Below are 23,320 nucleotides of genomic sequence, written 5' to 3'. Positions count from 1 at the left end.
GTTTTTCTGCAGGAGAAGTGCCATGAGCGAGGCCAATGCGATACCGATGCCAAGCGGCCTGCGTCCGCCGAACCGGCTGGCGCAATTTAGCGAACTGGCGCTGCCACTCGATTTTGTCCGCTTTGGCTTGCAATGGCCGCGGGTTGTAACGGCGCCCAAGGGTGACGGACGTCCGATCTTCCTGATCCCCGGCTATGGCGGCAGCGAATTGTCGATGGGACCGCTGAAAGCCTTTTTGACAGGACTGGACTATGAAGTCTCTGATTGGGGACTGGGCAGGAACCAGGGCTCGGTTGATCGCGATGTCGAGCGTTTTACCGCTGTTGCGGAAGCCCAATATAACAGCAATGACCGGCAGCCATTGACGCTAATCGGCTGGTCACTGGGCGGGATAATCGCGCGGGAAGTCGCCCGGCTGTCCCCCGATCTGGTCCGTGAAGTCATCACAATGGGAACGCCGATTATTGGCGGGCCGAAATATACAACGCCGGGTCAACGCTATGCGAAATCGGCTCAGATCAATCTGGATAACTTCGAAAAAGAGGTGCATGCGCGCAATAGTATTGGTTTCAGCCAGCCATTGACGGTGCTCTATTCCAATCGCGATGGCATTGTCGGACCGGATATCGCCAAGGATATCTACAATCCGCAAGCCCGCAACATCAGAGTCGATGGCGGGCATCTGGGGCTTGGTTTCAATCCCAAAGTATGGCGGATTATCGCTGACACGCTGGCAGGACGGGCGTGACCGCCTGCACCTTGTAACCGGACAAAATTCAGCATATCCTCCTGAGCAGGAGAGAAAATATGCCGCAATTACAACACCTATCCGCCGCCAGTGATCCGGAACGGCTGGCGCAGGCTTTACGCGATGATGGCGCCGCGATTGTCGAAGATGTCCTTGACGCCGCGGCCTTGGAAAGACTGAAATCCGAAATCATGCCCTATGTCGAGGCGACCGAGCCCGGCCGGGATGATTTCACCGGACGCAAGACGACGCGCACTGGTGCGCTGGTTGCGCGGTCCGAAGCATGCCGCGATCTTGTCATGGATGATTTGATTTTGGGCGGTGCCAATGCCTTTCTGAAACCCTTTTGCGAGCGGGTGCAGCTTCACTTGACGCAGCTGATCCGTATCCAGCCGGGACAGGTTAAACAACCGCTCCACCGCGACCGGCTGGCCTGGGGCGGCTTTCTGCAGGACAGTATTGAGCCGCAATTTAATACGATCTGGGCGGTTACCGATTTCACACAGGAAAATGGCGCGACACAGGTCGTTCCCTGTTCGAACAACTGGGAAGCGGGGCGGGAGGCCAAACCGGATGAAATCCAATATGCAGAGATGAAAGCCGGTTCTGTTTTGGTCTATTCCGGGTCGGTCATTCATAGCGGCGGTGCCAATGAGGCCGATCATGACCGAATGGGGCTGAACATCACCTATGCGCTTGGCTGGTTGCGGCAAGAGGAGAACCAGTATCTGTCGTGCCCGCCGCACATTGCCAAGGATTTCGATCCGGCACTGCGGGACCTGCTCGGCTATTGCATGGGCAGCTATGCGCTCGGCTATTACACGCCGCCGACCGGTCCGGGTGAAAGCCCCGAAGTGGTGCCACCGGAGTTTCTTTTCTCAGGCAAAGTGACCGACTGGAGCGACGGTGACGATCTATACGAAAGCGTCAGTCGGCGCTCCAGCGAAACGGTCTAAGGCCTATCCCAGCCAGGCGTGCACCACGCCCATGGCCGTGTAAAAAAGCAGCCAATAGCCGGCATCAATGAAGAACAGGGTCTTGCTCTTCTGTGAGAACAGATAGTTGGTGCCGATGGCTGGAACAATGAAACCCAGTGCGACACCAAAGGCAGTCAGCACTTTAATGGTAAAAGAGAAATCTGTGCCATAGCTCGCGAAAGTATGCGCCAAAGTCCATGAGGCAACCAGGCTGAAAGCAAAGGCTCCGCCATAGATGGCGCCCATATTGCCGCCCTGAATTTCTTCCTCGGTCAGGCCTACCGCGCCCATCCATTTCTTGCCCATGATCGGTCCGTACCAGATGCCTCCGACCAGAAAGCCCGCGAGCGCTGCAACAACAACAGCGATCCAATTTACATCGAAAATATTCATCATTCCCCTCCCAGAAAATTTTTGGTTAGATCGATATACATCAACTCCAGTGGAGTTGGAAAGTTTCCCCGATTTCGGCGGCTATCCACTGCTTGGCAAAAGCACTGATCGATGAGCGGATTGTGTCGATCTGGTCATCAGACAGCTCTGGCGGATCTATGTGAGACGACTGGCAGGCAGCGCTAAAAACGTTTCGCAGCGTCTGATAATCACTGGGCTCGCTCCACATGTCCGCTTCAAAACATTCCACCAACCGCTCGGCCTGCAGCAACTCGACGATATGGGCATCGGGCGTGGCAGCGCGAACGGAACTGGCATGGCCCGCCTGTTTGACAATATGCTGGATATCCTCCGGGTGGGTTCCACCAGCGACATGGCCCCAGAAACCAGCGCGCATCGCCAGTTCCCGTTCAACATGAAAGTGGACGGCATCATGAGGAATTATTCCCTTTTTCGGGAATGTGGTTTCCACAACCGAACCATCCTCCCGCTCGATCTTTATCCAGTCGCGATCCGATCCTTTGGTGATGCTGATGATCATGTGATTGAAATAGAGACGGACATTATCGATGACAAGCGCGCACAATGGGACTATGCGGCGTTGGAATATGGCTACCGCAATAACTTCTCCGCCCAAAGTCGGCATGGTGTCCCTTGGCTGTCCCAAGGCGCTGGTCGATAGCGAACGCATTTTGACGCAGCTGCGCTCCGACGGCTATCAAATGTCGCCGGATTATTCCGGCGCAGATGTGGTGCTGGTCAACACCTGCGGCTTTCTCGACAGTGCGAAGGAAGAGTCGCTCGAAGCTATTGGTGAAGCGATGGCCGAAAATGGCCGGGTGATCGTCACCGGTTGCATGGGCAATGAAGCCGACACAATCATGGAACGCTTCCCGGATGTTTTGGCCGTCACCGGCGCGCATCAATATGAAGATGTTGTCACGGCGGTCCATGCGGCCGCCCCGGCGGCGCGCGGCGCGTTTGTTGACCTGGTCCCCGATGCCGGCCTGAAACTGACACCGCGCCATTACAGCTATTTGAAGATTTCCGAAGGCTGCAACCATCGCTGCTCTTTCTGTATCATCCCGTCCTTGCGCGGTGATCTGGTATCCCGGCGACCCGATGCGATCCTGCGTGAAGCAGAAAAGCTCGTCGCCAATGGCACCAAGGAATTGCTGGTCATCAGTCAGGACACCTCGGCTTATGGTGTTGATATCCGCCACAAGCCGCAAATCTGGAACGGCCCGATCGGGCAGGGCCGCGAAGTGCGTGCCCATATGACCGATCTGGCGGTTGCGCTGGGCGAACTCGGCGTCTGGACCCGGCTGCACTATGTCTATCCCTATCCGCATGTCGACAAGATCATCCCGCTAATGGCCGAGGGCAAGATCACGCCCTATCTCGACATACCGTTCCAGCATGCCGCGCCCAATGTGCTGAAACGCATGAAGCGGCCGGCAAATGAAGCCAAAGTGCTTCAGCGGGTCAAAAGCTGGCGCGACATCTGCCCGGACCTTACGATCCGTTCAACCTTCGTGGTTGGCTTCCCGGGAGAGACGGAAGAAGATTTCCAATATCTGCTCGACTGGCTGGAAGAAGCGCAGCTCGACCGTGTCGGCGGCTTTCGCTTTGAACCGGTTGAAGGTGCGGCGGCCAATAGCCTAGACGGTGCTGTACCCGAGGAGGTCAAGGAAGACCGCTTCCAACGCCTAATGGAAAAAACCGCTGCGATCAGTGCCGCGCGACTGCAGGCCAAGGTGGGCCGCACGCTGCCCGTCATCATTGACGAAATCGGCGAGCCTGATGAGGATGGCGACATCGGAGCAACGGCACGATCGCAGGCCGATGCGCCGGAAATCGATGGTAATGTATTCCTGCGCAATGTGAGCGGGGATGTTGCGGTGGGAGATATTATCGATGCAGAAATCGAAGACGCCGACGCGCATGATCTGTTCGGAGTACCTGCAGCCTCTTAAGACGGCAATTGTGGGGCGGTATCTTTGAAGCTTTGCTGATCTGCGACCCATGCCCACCAATCCGCAAGCGCTTGACGGCGTTTGAGCTCCTCTTCTCCTTCAACCGCTTGCACAAAATAACCAATCATCGGCGCCAAATGGCAGTCGGCTAATGTGATCGTTTGTGCATCAAGCACCAGGCCTTCGCCGGCAATCCTATCCAGTGCAGACAAAACTGTCCGCGATGCTTTCAGGCCTTTTGCAATTTCTGCTTCATCGGCTGGTTGACCCTGCAAAGGCCGAAAAACCCGATGGGAACAGACCTGGCGCACCATTGGCCAATAGCCATAATTGTCGACAATCGAGATGACTTGCGCCATCCGCGCTGCTGGTCTGGCTTCTTGCGGAACCAAAGGCGGTCCATCAAAAGCCTGATCGATGTAACGCGCTATCGCAGCCGTTTCGTAGATTTGAAATTCTCCGTGAACCAATACCGGCACACGCCCGAAAGGGTGCATCTCTCGATAGCTGTCCGGCACGGCGTCTGAGAAGGGGTTAATCTCGACAGATGTGTAAGCGACACCTTTCTGACGAAGGGTCATTTGCACGATCCGGTTATAAACGCTGATGTGATAGCCATGAACGATGACAGAGGCGGTCATATAGTGTCCTCACTTGCTGATGCGTTCGAGCATAGGCGGACATGCTTGGCCAGCCAATATTGCGCTGAACACAAAAAACCCCGCTGGATCGGTACCAACGGGGTTTTTAAAATTTTGCTGTCGAAAGTCGCTTAAGCGTAGCTGACTTTCACATTGGCTTTGCGCTGACGACGCATGGCGCCACCGATGGCGCCAAAGCCAAAGATCATGAAGGCCCATGTTGCTGGCTCTGGAACCGCGCCAGCATTTGCGATGCCGAATGAGAGCGCATCAAAGCCGACTTCAGGTCCGCCAGACATATCGAACTGCAATGTTGTAAATGCGGTATCTGAAATTACACCAAAGAATGTTGGAGTATCTGCGCCAAGAGCAAAAGATCCGGCAGCACCGCCTGAAAAGGTCATGGTGCCAGCCGCAGCTGCCGCGACGTCAAATCCGAACGCGGTTATCGGTGCGTCGAAAACGAACGTTGCCAAACTGTTGCCATTGTCATCGAACCAAATGGAATTGGCTCCATCAGATGTTGCAGAAGTGAAGAAGCTGTTGATTGAGGTATGGGTAATAAAATTGGCGCCGCCTGATTCCGTGACGGAAAAGCCGGGATAATTTACCGTTGCGCCGGACTGTGCCGTTTCAAAACTTTCGAAAGTCAGGCCTGCTCCGGCAGCCGCGTTAAACGCCGTCCGGTCGGTGAAAATGACCTCTGCGGCTTGCGCCGGAACGGCTGATAATAGCGCAAAAGCGCTACCAGCTAGTAGATATCTTTTCATGAAGACTACCCTATTCAAGACACTGGATATTAAACCAGTGGGGACAAAGAAAATCCCGAGTTATGCGAACCCTAATTTTTCGTTAACATAATTCACAGGTATGTGCAAATTTTTGGTCTTGGGTTTGGCCTACCTCGCTGATGATGGAAACGTCATGTAAGCCTTTTTTAAATCAGGATAAAAGCTTCTACGGTCTCATATCCCCATATAGTCTTTCTTACCCACGGCCACGCCCTGCATGCGCAACAGATTGTAAGCCGTCGTGACATGGAAAAACAGGTTGGGGAGGAAGAAGCTCAGGACATAGCTTTGGCCATCTATTTCCATGGTCTGATCCGGGCCGATCGGCATGGAGATTTGCATCTCTGCATTGCCATCGATCGCTGCATCATCGGCCTTGGCAACGGTCGCTCCGCATTCGGCAATACGGGCGATCAGGGCATCGAACGTATCACCTTCCATCGGCAGGTTCGGCAGATCGTCGGTCGCCACGCCGGTCATCCGCGCGGCGCCGCGCACCGCAAATTCGGTGATCATCTGCACTTGCCATTTCATCTCGTGCATGTCGGGGAACAAACGGTTTTCCATAAAAGCTTCTTCAGCGGTTTCGGTGGCTTCGGCATGGGCCTTGGCCTTTTCCAATATGTTGGTCAGTCCGCGAAAAGCCTGAGCGGTGGAGGATTTGAAGATATGGGAAAGCGCTACGGTCATTATCGATCCTTGATGGTGAGGTTGTTGGTCGGGGCTTGTTACATAAGGTTGAATAGAAGAATTCCGCCGAGCGCAAGAAAGCAAATCAATGTGCCAAAGGCGCCGATTACCCGCGCGAGGACGAATATCTTGCCGCCTTCTGCGCCATGCGAGCCAGCCTCGGTCGACAGTGCGATGGCATGGGAAAAGCGCGCGATTACAAAGGCACTGGCAATGATCATGATGGCCGACGACGGGACGATCGTCATTTCGGCTATGGCGAGAACCGCAACAAACAGGCCGGCATTTTCCGCCAAATTGCCATGCCGCCTGATTTTCCGCTCCATGACTGGATCATCACCGACGCCCAGATTGATCCCGGCCTTGACACGGTGCAGTCCGGTCAGGACCATCAGCACGCCCTGGAGGATGATCAGCAGGGCGCCAGCATAAGCGGAAATAATCGGTACAGTCATTCGGTTTCTCCCAATTGTCCTATTATCTGTGCATGTGTTACCGGCTAAAAAAAGCAAAGTCTAAGAGAGTATACGCACATCAATGGTGCAAAATTGAGCCATGCTTTTTACTTGTACTTACGTTAGCATTGGGCAGCACAGGCGATGACAGCGTTGATGAGGGATGCCATGGACCAGAATATGGACTGGGAAGATATCAAGACATTTCGGGAAGTGATGAATGGCGGCACCGTGCGGGCGGCGGCCAAATCTCTCAACGTCCATCATAGTACGGTCAGTCGCCGAATTGATCATCTTGAGAAGGCACTGGGTGTGACTCTGTTTGAACGGCGACCGGAAGGATATTTTCCAACCTCTGCTGGTGAAGACCTGGCGCAGGCCGCTGGTACTTTCGCGGACGATCTGGTGAAGGTCGAACGCCATATTGCCGGGCGGGATAATGAATTGAGTGGGAAGCTCCGGGTAACTATGGCAGAGCCGTTTGCCACGACGATGTTCGCATCGCGACTGCCGGAATTTTGCGATGCTTATCCCGGCTTGGAACTGGAAATATTGACCAGCTATGATTTGCTGGATGTGGCACGGCGTGAGGCGGATATCGCCATTCGCATGGATAATAATCCGCCCGATACGCTCGTTGGAAAGAGACTATTTGCTTATACGACGTCCGTCTATGCCCATCCCGACTATCTGGCCCGTCATGATTTTGTGAACCATCCAGAGCAAGCGCGCTGGTTGGGCTGGACCGACCGCGAAAGCCGCTTTCCCGATTGGACGCAGGAAACCGAATTTGCGCGTGTTCCGGTCTGGGGGAATTTTGCCAGCATTGGTCTTCAGATTGAAATGGCCCGCGCGGCCATGGGACTGGTGATGATCCCCTGTATTGCCGGTGACGCCATGCCTGATCTGGTCCGGGCGACGAAGCGGGACCCAACTCCGTCCCGCGATATCTGGATATTGACCCATGAAGATCTGCGCCGCACGGCCCGGGTCCGAGCATTTATGGATTTTGCCGAAGAGGTGCTGCGCGACAACCAGGCCATGCTGAAAGGAGAGTTACAGGATAAGGTAAACCAATCTCCATTGGTTAACTGAAAATTCGAAGCATATCACTGAAAAAAATGGTCTTTTTGATGGCGTCTTAACTATAAAATTGCACAGCCTTGCAATTTATTGGCTTTACCATCGTGGGCATGCTCGAAACGATCTTGAAATTATCGCCGGCACGACAGGCAGGTATAATGTCAGCTACGGAGGTCCTAATGGCCTTTGCTGTAACCGGGATCATCTACCTGACGGTTTTTGGAGTCGATGATAATTTCTGGAATGTCATGACATTGGCTTTCATCGTACCCTGGGTCATCTGTATTCCGGCCAATCTTTATGTGACCAAGCAGCGCAAAGAATTAATTGATATGGCGGACAGGCTTCAAGAGACGCAGGAAGAGTTGCAGCGCGTGAACAAGGATCTGCAACATCGCGCGAGCTTTGATGGTCTGACCGGTCTTGCCAATCGTGAGCATTTTATCGAGCTTTTTGACCAACGGCGGATGAAATATCAGGATAATATTCTGATGATCGTTGATGCTGACCACTTTAAAAACATCAATGACGGCTATGGGCATCCAGTAGGGGACAAAGCGTTGGTTTTGCTGGCTGCCGTGTTTAAACGGATATTACGCAAGGATGATCTGGTTGGACGCATTGGCGGTGAGGAATTCGGTGTATTGTTGCCCGATACCTGTGCGGCCGAAGGTGAAATTATCGGTGAGATGATCCGTCATGAAATTGAAAATACATTGTTTGAACCGCATGAAGGCATACCGCATCGGATCACGGTGAGTATCGGCTTGACTGGTGTTTCGCGGCATGAAGAACGCGCCTTTCCGATGCGCAATGCCGACAGCGCGTTGTTTGAGGCAAAGCGGCGTGGTCGCAACCAGTGCGTTCTTTACAAACCCGGTATGCGTGAAAAGCCGCGACCCTTTTATGAAGCGGGCAATGTTCACAATCTTACCCCTATTCGTGCCTGATCCAGAGGCGCGCTATCTCTGAAATCTGACTGGCTGCTGGCTGCAACAATTTAGCCATGACGGACAGTGATGCCGCTGCTAGTGCTTGTCACCATGACAGACAGTGATTCCAGCAAACAAAAACATCTCTATCTGGTTGATGGTTCAGCCTATATTTTCCGGGCCTATCATCGCCTGCCGCCGCTCACCAATATTCATGGCGAGCCCGTGGGCGCGGTCTATGGTTATACGACCATGTTGTGGAAGCTGGCGGATGAACTGCACAAGGCCGATGGCCCGACCCATATGGCGGTCGTGCTCGACAAGTCATCGCATAGCTTTCGCAACGAACTCTACAGCGAATATAAGGCCCATCGTCCCGAGCCGCCCGAGGATTTGCGCCCGCAATTCCCGATGATCCGCGATGCGACCCGCGCCTTTTCGCTGCCGTTGATTGAGGAAGAAAATGTCGAGGCCGACGACATGATCGCCAGCTATACCAAGGCAGCGGTCGCCGAAGGCTGGAAGGTCACGATTGTTTCGTCCGACAAGGATTTGATGCAGCTGATCGAACCGTCCGATGACAGCCGCGTTGATATGCTGGACACGATGAAAAATGTCCGCATGGGCAAGGCGACGGTGGAGGAAAAATTCGGCGTCGGTCCGGAAAAGCTAGGCGATGTGCTCGGCCTGATGGGCGACAGCGCGGATAATATTCCCGGCGTTCCCGGCATTGGTCCGAAAACCGCGTCCAAGCTGATCAACGAATATGGCGATATCGAAGCGGTGCTCGCCGCCGCGCCGGACATGAAAAAGTCCAAGATGAAGGAAAATATTCTCGAGAATATCGAACAGGCGCGTCTGTCGCGGGTGCTGGTCACACTGAAAGAAGATTGCCCCTTGCCCGATACGCTGGAAAGTTTCCTGCTGCAGGATATTCCCGATGGGCCGTTACGTGAATTTCTGACCCATCACGGGTTTAACTCGCTGCTGAAGAAGCTCGGCGGTGGTCAGGCCGAGCCGCAAAATCCCGATGTCGATGGCGGCATTGGCAATAGCGCGCCGCCCGCCGCGGCCAAACCGGTGGAAGCGCCGGCAATTGATCGCAGCGCCTATCAATGTGTGCAGGATATCGATACGCTCGATCAATGGATTGATCGCGCGCGCACCAAGGGCGTGATGGCGGTTGATGTCGAGACGGACAGTCTGGAAAGCGTCACGGCGCGGGTTGTGGGTGTCTGCATAGCGACCGGGCCAAACGAGGCCTGCTACATCCCGCTCGGCCATGGCAGCGGCGATATGTTTGCGGAATCGCCCAAGCAGATTGCGACTGACGAGGCGCTGGCGCGGCTGAAACCGTTGCTGGAAGACGGCGCGGTGCTGAAGGTTGGGCAAAACCTGAAATATGACATGACCGTGCTCGCCCAGCATGACATTCAGATAACCCCGTTTGACGACACGCTCGTCATGAGCTTCAACCTTGACGCGGGCCTGCATGGGCACGGGATGGACGAACTCAGCAAGCTGCATCTCTGCCATGAGTGTATCAGCTTCAAATCGCTGACCGGCACGGGCAAGAAAGCGATCACCTTCGCCGAAGTCCCGCTCGACAAGGCCACGGAATATGCCGCCGAGGACGCCGATGTCACCCTGCGCCTGTGGGAGCTATTGCGTCTGCGCATGGCGCCGGAACAGGCGACGCGCGTCTACCAGATGGTCGACCGTCCGCTGGTCCCGGTCATCGCCAAGATGGAAGAAACCGGCGTCCTGGTTGACCGCGAAGAACTGGCGCGGCTGTCGCAGAGTTTTGCCGAAAATATGGAAAGCCTTGAGAAAGAAATTCACGAGCTGGCGGGCGAGCCCTTTGCCATTGGCAGCCCCAAGCAACTGGGCGAAATCCTGTTCGGCAAACTCGGCCTGAAAGGCGGTAAGAAAGGGAAGAGCGGCCAATATTCCACCGATGTCACGGTGCTGGAACGGCTGGCGGGTGATGGCGAACCGATTGCGCAAAAGGTCGTCGACTGGCGGCAATTGTCGAAGCTCAAATCCACCTATACCGATGCGCTGCAGGAACAGATTAACGCCAAGACCGGCCGCGTGCATACGTCCTATAGCCTCAGCGGCGCGCAGACCGGGCGGCTGTCATCGACCGAACCGAATCTGCAGAATATCCCGATCCGCACCGAAATCGGCCGGCAAATCCGGCAAGCCTTCGTCGCGGCACCGGGCAATGTCATCCTGGCCGCCGACTATAGCCAGATCGAACTGCGCCTCGCCGCGCATATTGCCGATGTCGAAACCCTGAAAGAGGCGTTCGCGGCGGGTGAGGATATTCATAACCGCACGGCGCAGGAATTGTTCGGCACGGTCGACCGCGACACCCGCGCCCGCGCCAAGACGATCAACTTCGCGATCCTCTATGGCATCTCGCGCTGGGGCCTCGCCAAGCGGCTGGAGGTCGACGCGGATGAAGCGCAGGCGATGATCGACACCTATTTCGAACGCTTCCCCGGCATCAACCGCTATATTTCCGAAACCCTGCAAGCGGCGCGGGAATGCGGTTATACGGAAACGCTGTTCGGCCGCAAAACATGGTTCGAGCGTCTGAAATCCGCCAACCAGGCCGAACGCCAGGGCAGCGAACGCGCCGCGATCAACGCCCCGATTCAGGGCACCAGCGCCGACATCATCAAACGCGCCATGGCCCGCATGCTCCCCGCGCTGGCCGAGGCAGACTTGCCAGCGGTCAAGATGCTGATGCAGGTCCACGACGAACTGGTCTTCGAACTGCCCGAAAGCGACGTCGCGGCGGCGTCCGATGTGATCCGCACGGTCATGTCCGGCGCGGCAGAGCCAGCCTTGAAACTATCGGTGCCGCTGGATGTCGATATCGGAACCGGCAAGAGTTGGGATGAAGCGCATTAGGTGGTGTTTGGTTTGGGTACGGAAGAGGACACTAGTTATCTGATGACAAATTCAGGATTGAATGTTTAAACCGTGTGTTATGAGTTTTTTGAAACATATCCTTCTTGCCATCTTAGGACTGACGATTTCAAGTTTTTGCGCTGCTGAAACGAAGCAAGTTGGCATCATAGAAATGGAAGGCTTAACTGCGGTTGGTGGGGAACGAAAGTTTTGCAAGGAATGCCCTGTTTTTGTTCGTGTGCCACAGGCACCGGAAGGGTTACGGCGTATAAAATACGTTGCAAAATATGAGCTTACTTGGACAGACTACTTAAAATCTGTCTCGCAAGGCAAATGTACGATGCCTGGAAATCTGACTTATTCCCTTGAGGCAGACCCAATAACGATCAAACAGCTGGATATTAGATGGACCGTTGTAAGCTTGAATATCCATCAGATGCGTTGCTATGCCGATTGGGTTGCAACGCATGCCGGCTTAAAAGTTGATTTGCCCACGAACGATGAATGGGAGTGGTTTGCTCGTGCAGAATCTGTTGGGAAATATCCATGGGGAGATGACCCTGATCCAGAAAAAGCGATGGTTTATGAAACAAGAAGCCATTCAAGTTTCGGTTTCGCATACGGTTTTGGCTCAACCCAAAAAAACTGGCCTGAGCATTCGGGTGGCCCAGTTGGATTGTTCCCACCCAACAATTTTGGATTGTACGATATAATTGGCCATCATGCAGAGATTACCAAAGATTCCTTCGACGCATTTCAACTTTTTAAGGACAAACTAGGCGTCGAGATGAAGTCCATGAGAGGGAGATTGGCATATCCTCTTTATGGAGGCAGTCATCTCGATCAAATTGAGAAGATCGGGATCAAAAGAACTGGCGGAGCGATAGCGGATTTCGACGGGAAGCTATCGACGACAGCAGCGCTTCGTCTCGTGGCTTATGAGGATCGCCGCTAGTCAAAATAAGAAGCGTAGAGAGATGTCCATCGGCTATTTTCCTAGCGTCCGCTTTCGGGATGTAGCGGACTTTGCTAGTCGTGACGCACGTGGTTTGTTGTGGAGATTGTGAATTGAAACAATTCATCAAAATTGCTTTACTAGTAATGCTCGCTATCGTCGGCTTGATTGGAATAAAGTTGATTTTTTTCCCGCCCGAATTGAGCATGATGCCAATCCCAAAGGACAAGGTGTGTACGGACAGCGCTGCTAAGAATTCCCCAGCTTGTAACTAGGCATGGCCCTTTCTAATGTCCGCTTTCGGGATAAGCGGACCTAGTCGTCACAACGGGCCTTCAATTCCCCGCTTTCCTACAACGTACCATATAGGTTATATCATGGGTCATCTATAACCAATGTGAGAATGCATGATGACCCAACTATCCCCGAACACCCGCCACCGAAACGCTCAATACGCCAACCCCGCGCTGGACACCCGAAAAACAGGGCCGGTTTCTCGAAGCCTTGGCCCGCTGTGGGTCGGTGAAGGCGGCGGCTGCCTTTGTTGGCATGAGCCGGGAGAGTGCGCATCGGTTGCGTGGCCGGACGCAGGACCCAGTGGAATGCAGAGCCTCCCGCGCGGGCGTGGGAAACAGCCCCCTAATCCATCGCCACCATCGGCCTTAGAAGCTCCGGATAGTTATTCCTGACATTCCCGACATCATTAGACACCGGTATCGCGTCAATAGCGCCGGCATAGGGTTTCAGCATCGCGCCCGCTTCGCTCCACTGGTCGGTGAGCCAGCTGTGCACCTGTTCAGGTTCCAGGATCGCTGGCAGGCGATTGTGGATTGGGGCGAAAGCCGGTGTCGCGTCGGTGGTTATGACCGTGTAGGTCGTGCTTTCCAGCACCGGATTATCGGCCCAAAGCCCGGCCAGGATCATCGGCTTGCCATCGCCGCGTTCCACCTTGTGGGCTTGCTTGTGCTTGCCATCGCGTCGCCACTCGTAAAAGCCAGAGACCAGCACCGCACAGCGGCAGGATTTCAGAAGGTTTTTGAAAGATGGTTTTTCTTCCAATGTTTCGGATCTCGCATTGGTCATGGCATATGATCGCTTGGCATCTTTGGCCCAGGTCGGGATCAGGCCCCATTGCATGGGTTTCAAAGCCGCGCGACCGCTTTCCCAGATGCAGACGGGCATGACATGGGTTGGAGCGATGTTGTAATTGGGCTGCAAATTGGATGTCGGCTGAATGATGTTGAGCATTTCACGATATTCAGCCCACGTGAGTTCCTCGCTCGCATATTTGCGCCCACACATAGATGCCCCCCGACACATTTGTGCAAGAGACATAACGACATTTGACATTTTCGGCCAACAGAAAATGGCGATAGAAGATGGCGGCGATGATCTGCCCGATCGGGGCGCCGGATTAGCCCGCTAATCGTTTCGCGAAATTGACTTTACACTATTGTGTAATTTGCAAGCCCCGCTATCTTTCCCACACCATTTATTAGGTAAGTAACGGGGGGAATTATGAAACGGGTTCTAAGTATCGTCGCGGCGTCGTCCATCGCGATTTCCAGCGGCGTTGCCGCGCAGGCAGAACAGGCAGAAGTTGTTGAAACTGCAGTCGAAGAATCGGCTGGAGCAGCGGCGGAAGCAACAGCAGAAGCAGCAACGGAGGCAGCGGCTGTACCGGTCGCCAAAACAGTCACCGTGCCTGCGGACACCATCGTTGTTGTGACCCCGACAGAGGAAATTACATCCAAAAAAATGAAAGAGGGCACTGAGCGCAATTTTCGGGTCGCCGAAGCCGTTGTGAGTGACGGCGTCACTGTTATTCCGCTTAATTCTCCTGTCGTCGGGACAGTATCCTGGCGCACCGGCAAAGGCATTTTTGGTAAATCGGCAAAATTTGAAATCACCTTCGATACAGTGACGGTCGACGGCACGGAATATTCTTTGCGGGGCAAACATCGTCAGGAAGGACGCGGCAATACCGCCGCTGCATTGTTGGTTTCCGGCATCATTACCGGACGTTCAGCGGTGATGGTCCCCGGTCAGCTGGTCAACGCTTTCGTGGAGAAGGACATCACTGTTACCCAATAGGGTGATGTCGTTAAAAGGCTGCGCAAACCTGCGATAATCTACGCCTGATATTCAACGAGCAGTAAACATCATTTTGGCCGTTACCGGACACCTGGTCGCAATTGTCGATGGGTGTCCGGTGATCCAATATAGGCTGTCGGAATGTCGTGAGTGGCGGTCGACAAAAAAGAACCCTGCAGAAACAGGGTTCTTAAGAGGATGCCTTTGGGAGGCGAAGGGACGCGAGTAACGCCCCTTAAAATTCAAATCCAACGGTCACTCCATATTGCCTCGGAGCGATCCCGGTTCCGAAAGTGAACAGGCCGGCTGGTGGCAACATCAGTCGGCCTTTTTTCTGGAATAACGGCAGGCTGCGAAATTTCCGCGAAGATAGAAATAAGGGGCTGTTGCTCCAGAAAAAGCAATCATCTTTGTTACAGGCTATTGCCATTGGTGTATTATGCACATATATCACCTCAATGAATTTGTGGAGACAGTGATGCTAAATTTGCGAGAAGTTACTCATATATACCCCAATGGAACGAAGGCGCTGGACAATGTCACGCTATCCATACCCAAGGGTATGTTTGGGTTGCTGGGTCCGAATGGCGCGGGCAAATCCACCTTGATGCGGACGGTTGCAACCTTGCAAACACCGACAGCCGGAGAGATCCATTTTGGCGATACAGATATTCTGAAAAACCCTGAGAACCTGCGTGAGCGGCTGGGTTATTTGCCGCAGGATTTCGGCGTATACCCTCGCGTTTCCGCTTATGACATGCTGGAGCATATGACGGTTTTGAAAGGCATTGCATCAAAGGCCGATCGCAAGGCGACCGTCGAAACTCTGCTCAATCAGACCAATTTATGGGACGTACGCAAGAAAGCGATAGCCGGTTTTTCTGGCGGTATGCGTCAACGGTTCGGTATTGCGCAGGCGCTGATCGGAAACCCAGAGCTGATCATCGTAGATGAGCCGACAGCTGGCCTTGATCCCGAAGAACGTAACCGGTTTCTCAATCTGCTCGCTGAAATTGGCGAGAATGTTGTCATCATCCTGTCGACTCATATTGTCGAAGATGTTGCTGATCTTTGCCCCAATATGGCGGTCATTGCCAATGGCCGTATTCAGCTCGAAGGAGCGCCGCTGGACCTGATCGGCAAGACCAAAGGCACAATCTGGTCGAAGACGATAAAACGGGAGGAACTGGAGGAATATCGAGCGAAATATGAGGTTATCTCAACCCGTTTGTTCGCTGGTTCCACAATCATCCACATATTAGAGACAAATAATCCCGGTGATGGATTTGCTGCCGTCGAGGGAGGGTTGGAGGATGTCTATTTCTCAACCCTCGCTGCGACCCGCAGAGGCGCCACCAATTCTTCCCAAGCAGCTTAAGCGGAGAGACTATATGTTCGCAAAAATTGCTGCTTTTGAGCTTCGCTATCAGTTTAGAAATCCGGTTTTCTGGGTCGTTTCCATATTATTTTTCTTGCTCACTTTCGGGGCGATGACCGTCGATGGTATTTCGATCGGCAGTGGTGGTAATGTGAATGCCAATAGCCCGGTTGCGATTGTTCAAATTCACCTGATCCTGACATTATTTTTCATGTTCGTGACTACGGCCTTTGTCGCCAATGTGATTGTCCGGGATGATGAAAGCGGCTTCGGACCAATGGTTCGTTCAACCCGTGTGAAGAAGTTTGATTATCTATTTGGCCGCTTTACCGGGGCTTTTATGGCGGCGGCGATCGCATTTTTGACGGTGCCATTTGCCATCTGGCTCGGGTCGCTCATGCCCTGGCTTGACCAAGAAACATTGGGGGCAAACCGGCTGTATTATTATGCCTATGCCTATTTCCTGATGGCGCTGCCAGGTATATTCCTGACGTCCTGCATATTCTTTGCGGTGGCGACACTTACGCGATCGATGATGTACAGTTATTTGGGCGTTATCGTGCTGCTCGTTCTCTATATTGTGTTCAATGTCAGCACGGATAATATGCCCGAGCTGCGCGAATTTACCGGCTATGCTGACCCGTTCGGTTTTGCGACGCTTAACAATGTCATTCGCTATTGGACCGCATCTGAATCCAATAATCTATTGCCTGCGATTGAGGGGGCAATTGTCTGGAACCGATTGATCTGGATCGGTGTCTCTTTCTGTGCGCTTGCACTTGCCTATCGCTGGTTCAGTTTCGCCGACCGCGGTGTTTCAGCGCGCAAGGCAAAACAACAAGCGAAGAAAGCTGCGAAGCTCGCATCTGTTGCACCGCAGACGGTTGATAATCTGCCAGCGACCAGCGAAAATGGCACGGCCTGGAGCCGCCTGGTATCGCGAACCAGTTTTGAAATGACCCAGGTTTTCAAAAGCCCGGCCTTCATCGTGTTGGTTTTGATCGGATTGTTCAATGCCAGCGGCGCTCTGGCTTTCGGCAATGAGATTTACGGCACGCCTGCTCGGCCACTTACCTTTACGCTGTTGCTGACCCTGATGGGTTCCTTTGGGATTATCCCCGTCATCATCGCCATCTACTATGCGGGAGAGCTGGTGTGGCGCGATCGTGATCGGAAGATGCACGAGATTATCGATTCTACGCCTTTGCCCAACTGGGCCTATATGGTGCCCAAAACGATTGCCGTGTCTCTCGTCCTTTTTGCCACTTTGCTCATTTCCGTGGTTGCGGCGGTTCTGATCCAGTTGGTGCGCGGTTTCACCGACATTGCTTTGGACCAGTATTTCCTTTGGTACCTGCTGCCATGGGGTGTCGACATGATCATTCTGGCTGTTCTGGCTGTATTTGTTCAGGCGTTGAGCCCGAACAAATATATTGGTTGGGGCATCATGGTCATCTATCTGGTGGCCTCGATAACCATGGCAAATATTGGTTTTGAACATCCGCTCTATCTCTATGGGGATGCGGCGCCGACACCTCTATTCTCTGACCTCAATGGCAATGAGGTAAATGGTGCTGTCGGATGGTGGTTACGTCTTTATTGGGGTGCTTTTGCCATCATATTGGTGACCTTGGCCCATTTGTTGTGGCGCCGTGGCACGGAGACCAGCCTGATGCCGCGCTTGCGTCAATTACCAGGCCGCATGAAAAGCGTAGCCGGATTGATCATCGCGGGGGCAGCTGTCACTGCAGCGGCCAGCGGCGCTTATATCTTCCAAAACACGAACGTGAAAAATCAATATGTCACGCAGGATGATCAAGAAAAGCAGCTAGCGGATTATGAGAAAAAATATCTCAAATATGAAACGCTGAAACAGCCATCATTCACGGATTTCAAACTGAACGTCGACATCTATCCGCAAGAGCGGATCATGAAGGCAGCGGGTTCGATCGGGATAGTCAACGACACTGGCGCTCCGGTCGAGGTGCTGCATGTCCGCTTTCCCGACCCTAATGTGAAGATCGAAGCGGTTGAAATTCCGAACGCGACGCTGGAAATGAATGACGAGGCGCTGAAATACCGGATATATCGTCTCGATACACCAATGGCGACAGACGAGCAGCGGACAATCCGTTTTAAATCGTCACGATCACAGCGTGGTTTCAAAGCCAGCGGTAATGATACCCGTCTGGTCAAGAACGGTACGTTCCTCAACAATAGCGAGTTCGCCCCACAGTTGGGAATGAACCGCAGCGGCCTGTTGTCGGATCGGCAAACCCGGAGGGAATATGATCTGCCGTCTGAACTGCGTCTGCCGAAGCTGGAAGATGATTCTGCGCGCGAGAAAAACTATGTCGGTAACGCCGACTGGGTGATGTCGGACATTACAGTCAGTACGAGCAAGGAACAGACACCGGTTGCGCCAGGCAGCAAGGTTTCGGATGAGGTGAAAGGGGACCGGCGCATCGCACGGTTCGTTTCGGAAAATCCGATTCTGTCTTTCTTCTCTATCCAGTCCGCCGAATATGCCGTGAAGAAGCGGACGGCAGATGGCGTGGATATGGCGGTCTACTATCATCCGACACATGATTATAATGTCGATACAATGCTGGATGCGACCGAAACATCACTGGCCTATTTCAAGAGAAATTTCGGACCTTATCAGTTTGATTATGCACGGATTATCGAGTTCCCAGGCTATCAAACCTTTGCTCAGGCTTTTGCCGGCACCATACCGTTTTCTGAGAGGATCGGTTTTATCGCCGATAATAGCGATCCTGATGAGATCGATTATGTGACCTACGTGACGGCGCATGAATTTGGCCATCAATATTGGGCGCATCAGCTGATCAGTGCCGATCAACAGGGTGGCACCATGCTGGTCGAAACCATGGCGCAATATTCCGCATTGATGGTGATGAAAGAAATATATGGCGAGGATAAAATTCGCCGCTTCCTGAAATATGAGCTGGACCGCTACCTAAGCGCACGTGGCAGTGAGGCGATTGAAGAACTGCCGCTTAACCGGGTCGAGAACCAGGGCTATATCCATTATCGCAAAGGCGCGGTGGTGATGTATCTGCTGCAGGATCGGCTGGGCGAAGACCGGGTCAATGTCATGTTGGCAAACCTGCTCGATCGTTATCGCTTCAAGAGCCAGCCTTATGCCAATTCCTATGACCTGGTGGATGGCTTCAAGTCGCTCGCTCGCAATGAAGCGGAACGTCAATTGATCAGTGATCTGCTCGAAAAAATCACCATTTACGATATGAAAGTCGATGAGGCGACCATGCGTAAGCTGGGCGATGGCAGGTACGAAACGACCCTGACCATTTCTGCCGAGAAATATTATGCCGACGGCCAAGGCAAGGAAACAAAGGCTAAGCTGTCTGACGAGATCGAGGTAGGTCTGTTCACAGCACGACCTGGTCTGGGGGCATTTGGTAAGGAAGACGTGATTTCCATGGAGCGCAAGCTGATAGAATCCGGGAAACAGGTCATCAAAATAATGTCATCCAAAAAACCGGAATTTGTGGGTATCGATCCCTACAACAAATATATTGATCGCAATGGCGATGACAATGTGATCGCGGTTTCGGAATCTTAAGGCGCTACCAAGCACCATAGTTATCCGAAATCGTCGATACGAAAAGCGCTATTGCCCGAAGCCAATGTCCTGCGCGCGTCGTACCGCCTCTTTTGCTGCGGCTAGCAACGCGCCGGATTTCGCCTCGCATTCTCGCTGTTCATAGGCTGGATCGCTATCCGCCACGATCCCCGCGCCAGCTTGCACATGGAGCATGCCGTCTTTGACAATACCGGTGCGCAAAACGATGCAGCTGTCCATGCTGCCATCGGGTGAAAAATATCCGACACCGCCCGCATAGGCACCGCGGGTTTCAGGCTCCAGTTCAGCGATGATTTCACAGGCACGGACCTTTGGCGCGCCGCTCACTGTTCCGGCGGGGAAGCCGGCAAACAAAGCATCAAGTGCATCCTTGTCCGGCGCCAATTGGCCGACGACGTTGGAAACAATATGCATGACGTGGCTGTAAAACTCGACCGTATAGCTGTCGGTCACTTCCACACTATTGGCGGCGCTGACCCGGCCAACATCATTGCGGCCGAGGTCCAACAGCATCAGATGCTCGGCACGTTCCTTGGGGTCAGCAAGCAAGCTCGTACGATTGGCTTTATCTTCTGCCGCATTGGCTCCGCGTGGGCGGGTTCCGGCAATGGGACGAATGGTAACCTCTCCGTCGCGGGCACGCACCAATATTTCGGGACTGGATCCGATCAAGGCAAAGCCTGGCAGGTCCAGAAAAAACAGGAAAGGGGACGGGTTAATCCGCCGGAGCGCACGATAAAGCTCCACTGGCGGCAAAGCAAAAGGCGCCGTGAATCGCTGTGCCAATACGACCTGAAAAATATCGCCCGACTGGATATAGTCCTTGGCGCTGAGCACCATATTTTCATATTGATCGGGCGCCAGCTTCGGTTGGAATGCAAGATCGTCAGGACTGCCAATATCCTGCTCGACATTTGCTGTCGGGACGGGCGCGGCAATTTGTCGCTCGACTTCATCCAGCCGTTCTTCTGCGCGCGCTATCTTGCTGTCCGCATCGCCAGAGGTTTCAGGCCAAACCGGAGCAACGAGGAACATCTCGTCCGCTAAGCGATCAAAGATTACGATGATGGTGGGACGAACGAACAGCATGTCCGGCAAATCCAATTCGGATTGTGCTGCTCGTGGCAGCTTTTCAACCAATCCGATCGTTTCATAGCCGAAATAGCCGACCAGACAGGCCAGTGCTCGCGGCAACCCCTCTGGAACATCCATCTGACAACGTGTGACCAGCGTGCGTAGTGCATCAAGACTATTGGCCGCTTCCGGTTCAAAAGCTTCGCGATCGGTCAGCCAGTGCGGATTGATCTCGGCCTTCTCGCCATCGGCGCGAAACACAAGATCAGGGGCAAGGCCGATCAGGCTATGCCGTCCGCGGGTTTCTCCGCCTTCCACGGATTCGAGCAGAAAATCGCCACGTTCTGCTTCCATGAGCTTGAGCGCTGCAGAAACCGGAGTGTCGGTATCCGCGACCTGCTTGCGCCAGACCAGCGCGGGCTTGCCTGATGCCAACGCTTTTTGGGCAGCTTCAATGCCAAAGCTTTCCGGCATCAGTCGAAAGGCAGACAAATGACAGACATTTAGTTGCGGCCTGTCAGTTGGTTTTTCAGGGCCGCGAGAGCATCTTCATTCCGTTCAACACCGACATCCTGTTTCATCGCGTTGATAAATTGTTCGGTATATTCGTTGCCGAATACCTGTTTGAATTGTCCCCGCGTGGCGTTCAGCAAATCTGTACGTTCAGAGGCATCGCCGCGATTAATTTTGTTGAGATTGACGACAAACCAACCTTGATCTTGTGGTGCTTTCAGCGTTTTTGCGGTATTCTCGGCCATGCTGAACATCAGCGTCAAAGGCGGTGGTACCTGTCCTTGCTGGCTCTGTCTGGCAAGATCAGCCCGTGTACTGTTCACATTCTCGATATTGGGCAGGCTTACTTTTGCATTGGCGACCGCTTTGGAAAGGGCAGTGCCGCTGCCCACTTCCTTGGCAATCTGATCGGCGATGGTCTTTGCCTTTTTGGAGCCTTCATCAAGTAGATAGTCCCGTGTGACGATGGGTTTGATCTTGTTGAGCGGAGGCGGAGCGGCTTCCGTTATGTTGGTCACGTCCAGGATCGCATATTGCTGTCCGGGAATAATCTCCACAACTTGCGGATCGGAATCCTCCTCCAGCGAAAAGGCGACGGGAAGAATCCGCTGCATTTCGGGTATGGGGCGATAATTCTGATCTTCCGGATTTTGCCCATTGGCCAGCAAGGCAGGCGTGGACTCAATCTTGAGTTCCTCTGCATTGGCAACATCTTCGAATGAAGATCCGCCTGCAAATTCATCCTCCATCGACACGGTCAGAGTAGCCATTGCCTCGTCAATTTTTTCGCGCGTCAGTTCGGCAACGATCGTTGCTCGAACCTGATCCAGCGTCTGGGCTGGAACTTTGGTAACCTCATTGATCTTGGCTATATGCCAGCCGAGCGCGCTTTGCGCTGGCGCAGAAACGCCGCCTGATGATGCGGAAAAGACAGCATCTGCGACAGCTTGCGAGGCCGTTCCAGCCAGGGCCGATTTGTTGACCGATCCAACTTCCGCCACCGAAAGTCCGACAGATTGTGCGGCAGCGGCGATGGAGTCTCCTCCTGAGATCTTGTCTGCAAGGGCCTGCGCTGCCGCTTGTGTGGGCAGGATGACCTGATCGATATTGCGGGTTTCGCTCGCCGCATATTTTGCTTTGTCGAGATTAAACTGACCCTGAATTTCTTGCTCAGTCGGTTGCACTTTGTCGTTGAACCGCTCTTTAGAGAACAGGGCATAGCTGATGGTTCGCCGCTCCGGGATGGTATAGCGGGAGGCATTTTTGCTATAAAAAGCCGCTAGCGCCGTGTCCGCAGGTGTCGTGTTTTCGATGAAGGCAGCAGAAGGTACGATGGCGATTTGGCCCTGACGCGCTTCAAGCAACAGGGATGCATAGGGCGTTACCAGATTTTGCGGCACGGCCGCACCAAATCCAGCAACTGGCAGCAGCTGATCAGCCAGCAAGTTGCGGGTAAAATCATCACGCAATTGCTGTTCTTTGATGCCTTGCTGTTGCAGTGCGCGGCGGAAATTTTCTTCGCTAAACTGCCCGTCCGCTCCTTGGAAAGACGGTATGCTGGCAATTTCACCATCAACCAGCCGTTTGCCCGCCGTCATGCCATATTTATTACCAAATGCCGCAATCGAAAAACTATTGATTAGCCGGTCCAATATGCCATCAAACCCACCGCCTTCGATATAGGTTCTGAGATCCAGTCCGGTATTTTCCCGCTGTTCTGCACGAAAGGCATTGTTGACCGATTGACTGAGCTCAGAGGTCGATAATTTGGAATCGCCAACCTGTGCCGCCGTTCCAGACCCGGTCACACCGCCAAAGGCGCCAGACCCGGTCACATCGGCAGAAGCGAAGGCAATCGCGATCAGTGCGACAAAGCACATTGTAAGAAACAGGCCAATTTTGGAGGCGAAGATATTGCGGAAAAATGTAATCATGAGAATATTGCAATTCTGTTAGGGCAAATAGGTTTTCCGATGCTTTAGGCGGCTTGTGTTTTTCGTTCAAGCAAAAGGGCGCAGGAAGCCGGTCAAAAGGCTTTTTTCCGAAAGCCGTTTGGCAGGCGTGTCGGAA

General features: G+C 53.5%; 19 protein-coding genes. 10 read left to right on the top strand and 9 right to left on the bottom strand.

The window, feature by feature from the left end:
- The first annotated feature begins 22 nt into the window (after positions 1-22).
- Positions 23-748 (top strand): esterase/lipase family protein, encoded by a 726-nt coding sequence (locus BS29_RS13210; RefSeq protein ID WP_229954106.1) that lies wholly within the window; start codon positions 23-25, stop codon positions 746-748.
- Between the two features lie 59 nt (positions 749-807).
- Positions 808-1,704 carry a phytanoyl-CoA dioxygenase family protein gene (locus BS29_RS13205; protein WP_229954105.1) on the top strand — a complete coding sequence of 299 codons (897 nt, stop codon included), beginning with the start codon at positions 808-810 and terminating at the stop codon, positions 1,702-1,704.
- A gap of 3 nt (positions 1,705-1,707) precedes the next feature.
- On the opposite strand, the gene BS29_RS13200 is transcribed toward BS29_RS13205, so the two are convergent.
- Together BS29_RS13200 and BS29_RS13195 are read right to left on the bottom strand one after the other, a co-directional pair.
- On the bottom strand, positions 1,708-2,121 hold the full coding sequence (locus tag BS29_RS13200) for a DUF1761 domain-containing protein (protein ID WP_229954104.1): 414 nt from the start codon (positions 2,119-2,121) through the stop codon (positions 1,708-1,710).
- A gap of 37 nt (positions 2,122-2,158) precedes the next feature.
- Entirely contained in the window at positions 2,159-2,704 is a 546-nt protein-coding gene (locus tag BS29_RS13195; RefSeq protein WP_229954103.1) for a hypothetical protein, read from the bottom strand.
- Between the two features lie 22 nt (positions 2,705-2,726).
- On the opposite strand from BS29_RS13195, the gene rimO reads away from it, so the two are divergent.
- Complete coding sequence (rimO, locus tag BS29_RS13190; RefSeq protein ID WP_229954102.1) at positions 2,727-4,094, top strand: 30S ribosomal protein S12 methylthiotransferase RimO; 1,368 nt, start codon at positions 2,727-2,729, stop codon at positions 4,092-4,094.
- On the opposite strand, the gene BS29_RS13185 is transcribed toward rimO, so the two are convergent.
- The 4 genes from BS29_RS13185 to BS29_RS13170 all read right to left on the bottom strand — a co-directional run bounded on the left by BS29_RS13185 (position 4,091) and on the right by BS29_RS13170 (position 6,671).
- Positions 4,091-4,735 carry a glutathione S-transferase family protein gene (locus BS29_RS13185; RefSeq protein ID WP_229954101.1) on the bottom strand — a complete coding sequence of 215 codons (645 nt, stop codon included), beginning with the start codon at positions 4,733-4,735 and terminating at the stop codon, positions 4,091-4,093. The two genes, rimO and BS29_RS13185, sit on opposite strands and share 4 nt — an antisense overlap.
- A 131-nt stretch (positions 4,736-4,866) precedes the next feature.
- The gene (locus BS29_RS13180; RefSeq protein WP_229954100.1) at positions 4,867-5,505 is read right to left on the bottom strand and encodes a PEPxxWA-CTERM sorting domain-containing protein; all 639 of its coding nucleotides are present in this window, start codon (positions 5,503-5,505) and stop codon (positions 4,867-4,869) included.
- Between the two features lie 195 nt (positions 5,506-5,700).
- Positions 5,701-6,216 carry a DUF1993 family protein gene (locus BS29_RS13175; protein WP_229954099.1) on the bottom strand — a complete coding sequence of 172 codons (516 nt, stop codon included), beginning with the start codon at positions 6,214-6,216 and terminating at the stop codon, positions 5,701-5,703.
- A gap of 38 nt (positions 6,217-6,254) precedes the next feature.
- Positions 6,255-6,671: an MAPEG family protein gene (locus BS29_RS13170; protein WP_229954098.1), complete on the bottom strand. Its 417-nt coding sequence runs from the start codon at positions 6,669-6,671 to the stop codon at positions 6,255-6,257.
- 168 nt (positions 6,672-6,839) lie between these two features.
- On the opposite strand from BS29_RS13170, the gene BS29_RS13165 reads away from it, so the two are divergent.
- From BS29_RS13165 to BS29_RS13150, 4 genes are all read left to right on the top strand, one after another.
- A complete protein-coding gene (locus tag BS29_RS13165; protein ID WP_229954097.1) occupies positions 6,840-7,766 on the top strand; it encodes a LysR family transcriptional regulator in 927 nt (308 codons plus the stop codon).
- 146 nt (positions 7,767-7,912) lie between these two features.
- A complete protein-coding gene (locus tag BS29_RS13160; protein ID WP_229954096.1) occupies positions 7,913-8,704 on the top strand; it encodes a GGDEF domain-containing protein in 792 nt (263 codons plus the stop codon).
- A 93-nt stretch (positions 8,705-8,797) separates the two neighbouring features.
- Positions 8,798-11,608 carry a DNA polymerase I gene (gene polA, locus BS29_RS13155; protein ID WP_229954095.1) on the top strand — a complete coding sequence of 937 codons (2,811 nt, stop codon included), beginning with the start codon at positions 8,798-8,800 and terminating at the stop codon, positions 11,606-11,608.
- 79 nt (positions 11,609-11,687) lie between these two features.
- A complete protein-coding gene (locus BS29_RS13150) occupies positions 11,688-12,563 on the top strand; it encodes a formylglycine-generating enzyme family protein (RefSeq protein ID WP_229954094.1) in 876 nt (291 codons plus the stop codon).
- Positions 12,564-13,202: 639 nt separating this feature from the next.
- Here BS29_RS13150 and BS29_RS13145 read toward each other — a convergent pair.
- Positions 13,203-13,865, bottom strand: coding sequence for an SOS response-associated peptidase (locus BS29_RS13145; protein WP_229954093.1), 663 nt, complete (start codon positions 13,863-13,865; stop codon positions 13,203-13,205).
- 216 nt (positions 13,866-14,081) lie between these two features.
- Between BS29_RS13145 and BS29_RS13140 the strand changes: the two genes are divergently transcribed.
- The 3 genes from BS29_RS13140 to BS29_RS13130 all read left to right on the top strand — a co-directional run bounded on the left by BS29_RS13140 (position 14,082) and on the right by BS29_RS13130 (position 19,642).
- On the top strand, positions 14,082-14,657 hold the full coding sequence (locus BS29_RS13140) for a hypothetical protein (RefSeq protein WP_229954092.1): 576 nt from the start codon (positions 14,082-14,084) through the stop codon (positions 14,655-14,657).
- Between the two features lie 439 nt (positions 14,658-15,096).
- Positions 15,097-16,035 carry an ABC transporter ATP-binding protein gene (locus BS29_RS13135; protein ID WP_229954091.1) on the top strand — a complete coding sequence of 313 codons (939 nt, stop codon included), beginning with the start codon at positions 15,097-15,099 and terminating at the stop codon, positions 16,033-16,035.
- Between the two features lie 13 nt (positions 16,036-16,048).
- Positions 16,049-19,642 (top strand): ABC transporter permease/M1 family aminopeptidase, encoded by a 3,594-nt coding sequence (locus BS29_RS13130; RefSeq protein ID WP_229954090.1) that lies wholly within the window; start codon positions 16,049-16,051, stop codon positions 19,640-19,642.
- 48 nt (positions 19,643-19,690) lie between these two features.
- On the opposite strand, the gene trpE is transcribed toward BS29_RS13130, so the two are convergent.
- Both trpE and BS29_RS13120 read right to left on the bottom strand, forming a co-directional pair.
- Positions 19,691-21,211 (bottom strand): anthranilate synthase component I, encoded by a 1,521-nt coding sequence (trpE, locus tag BS29_RS13125; protein ID WP_229956871.1) that lies wholly within the window; start codon positions 21,209-21,211, stop codon positions 19,691-19,693.
- Between the two features lie 29 nt (positions 21,212-21,240).
- Positions 21,241-23,184 carry a peptidylprolyl isomerase gene (locus BS29_RS13120; protein WP_229954089.1) on the bottom strand — a complete coding sequence of 648 codons (1,944 nt, stop codon included), beginning with the start codon at positions 23,182-23,184 and terminating at the stop codon, positions 21,241-21,243.
- Positions 23,185-23,320: the final 136 nt, after the last annotated feature.

Source organism: Parasphingorhabdus litoris DSM 22379, assembly GCF_020906275.1.
GTDB classification, from domain to species: Bacteria; Pseudomonadota; Alphaproteobacteria; order Sphingomonadales; family Sphingomonadaceae; genus Parasphingorhabdus; species Parasphingorhabdus litoris.
This window is presented reverse-complemented; position numbering and strand designations above follow the sequence as displayed.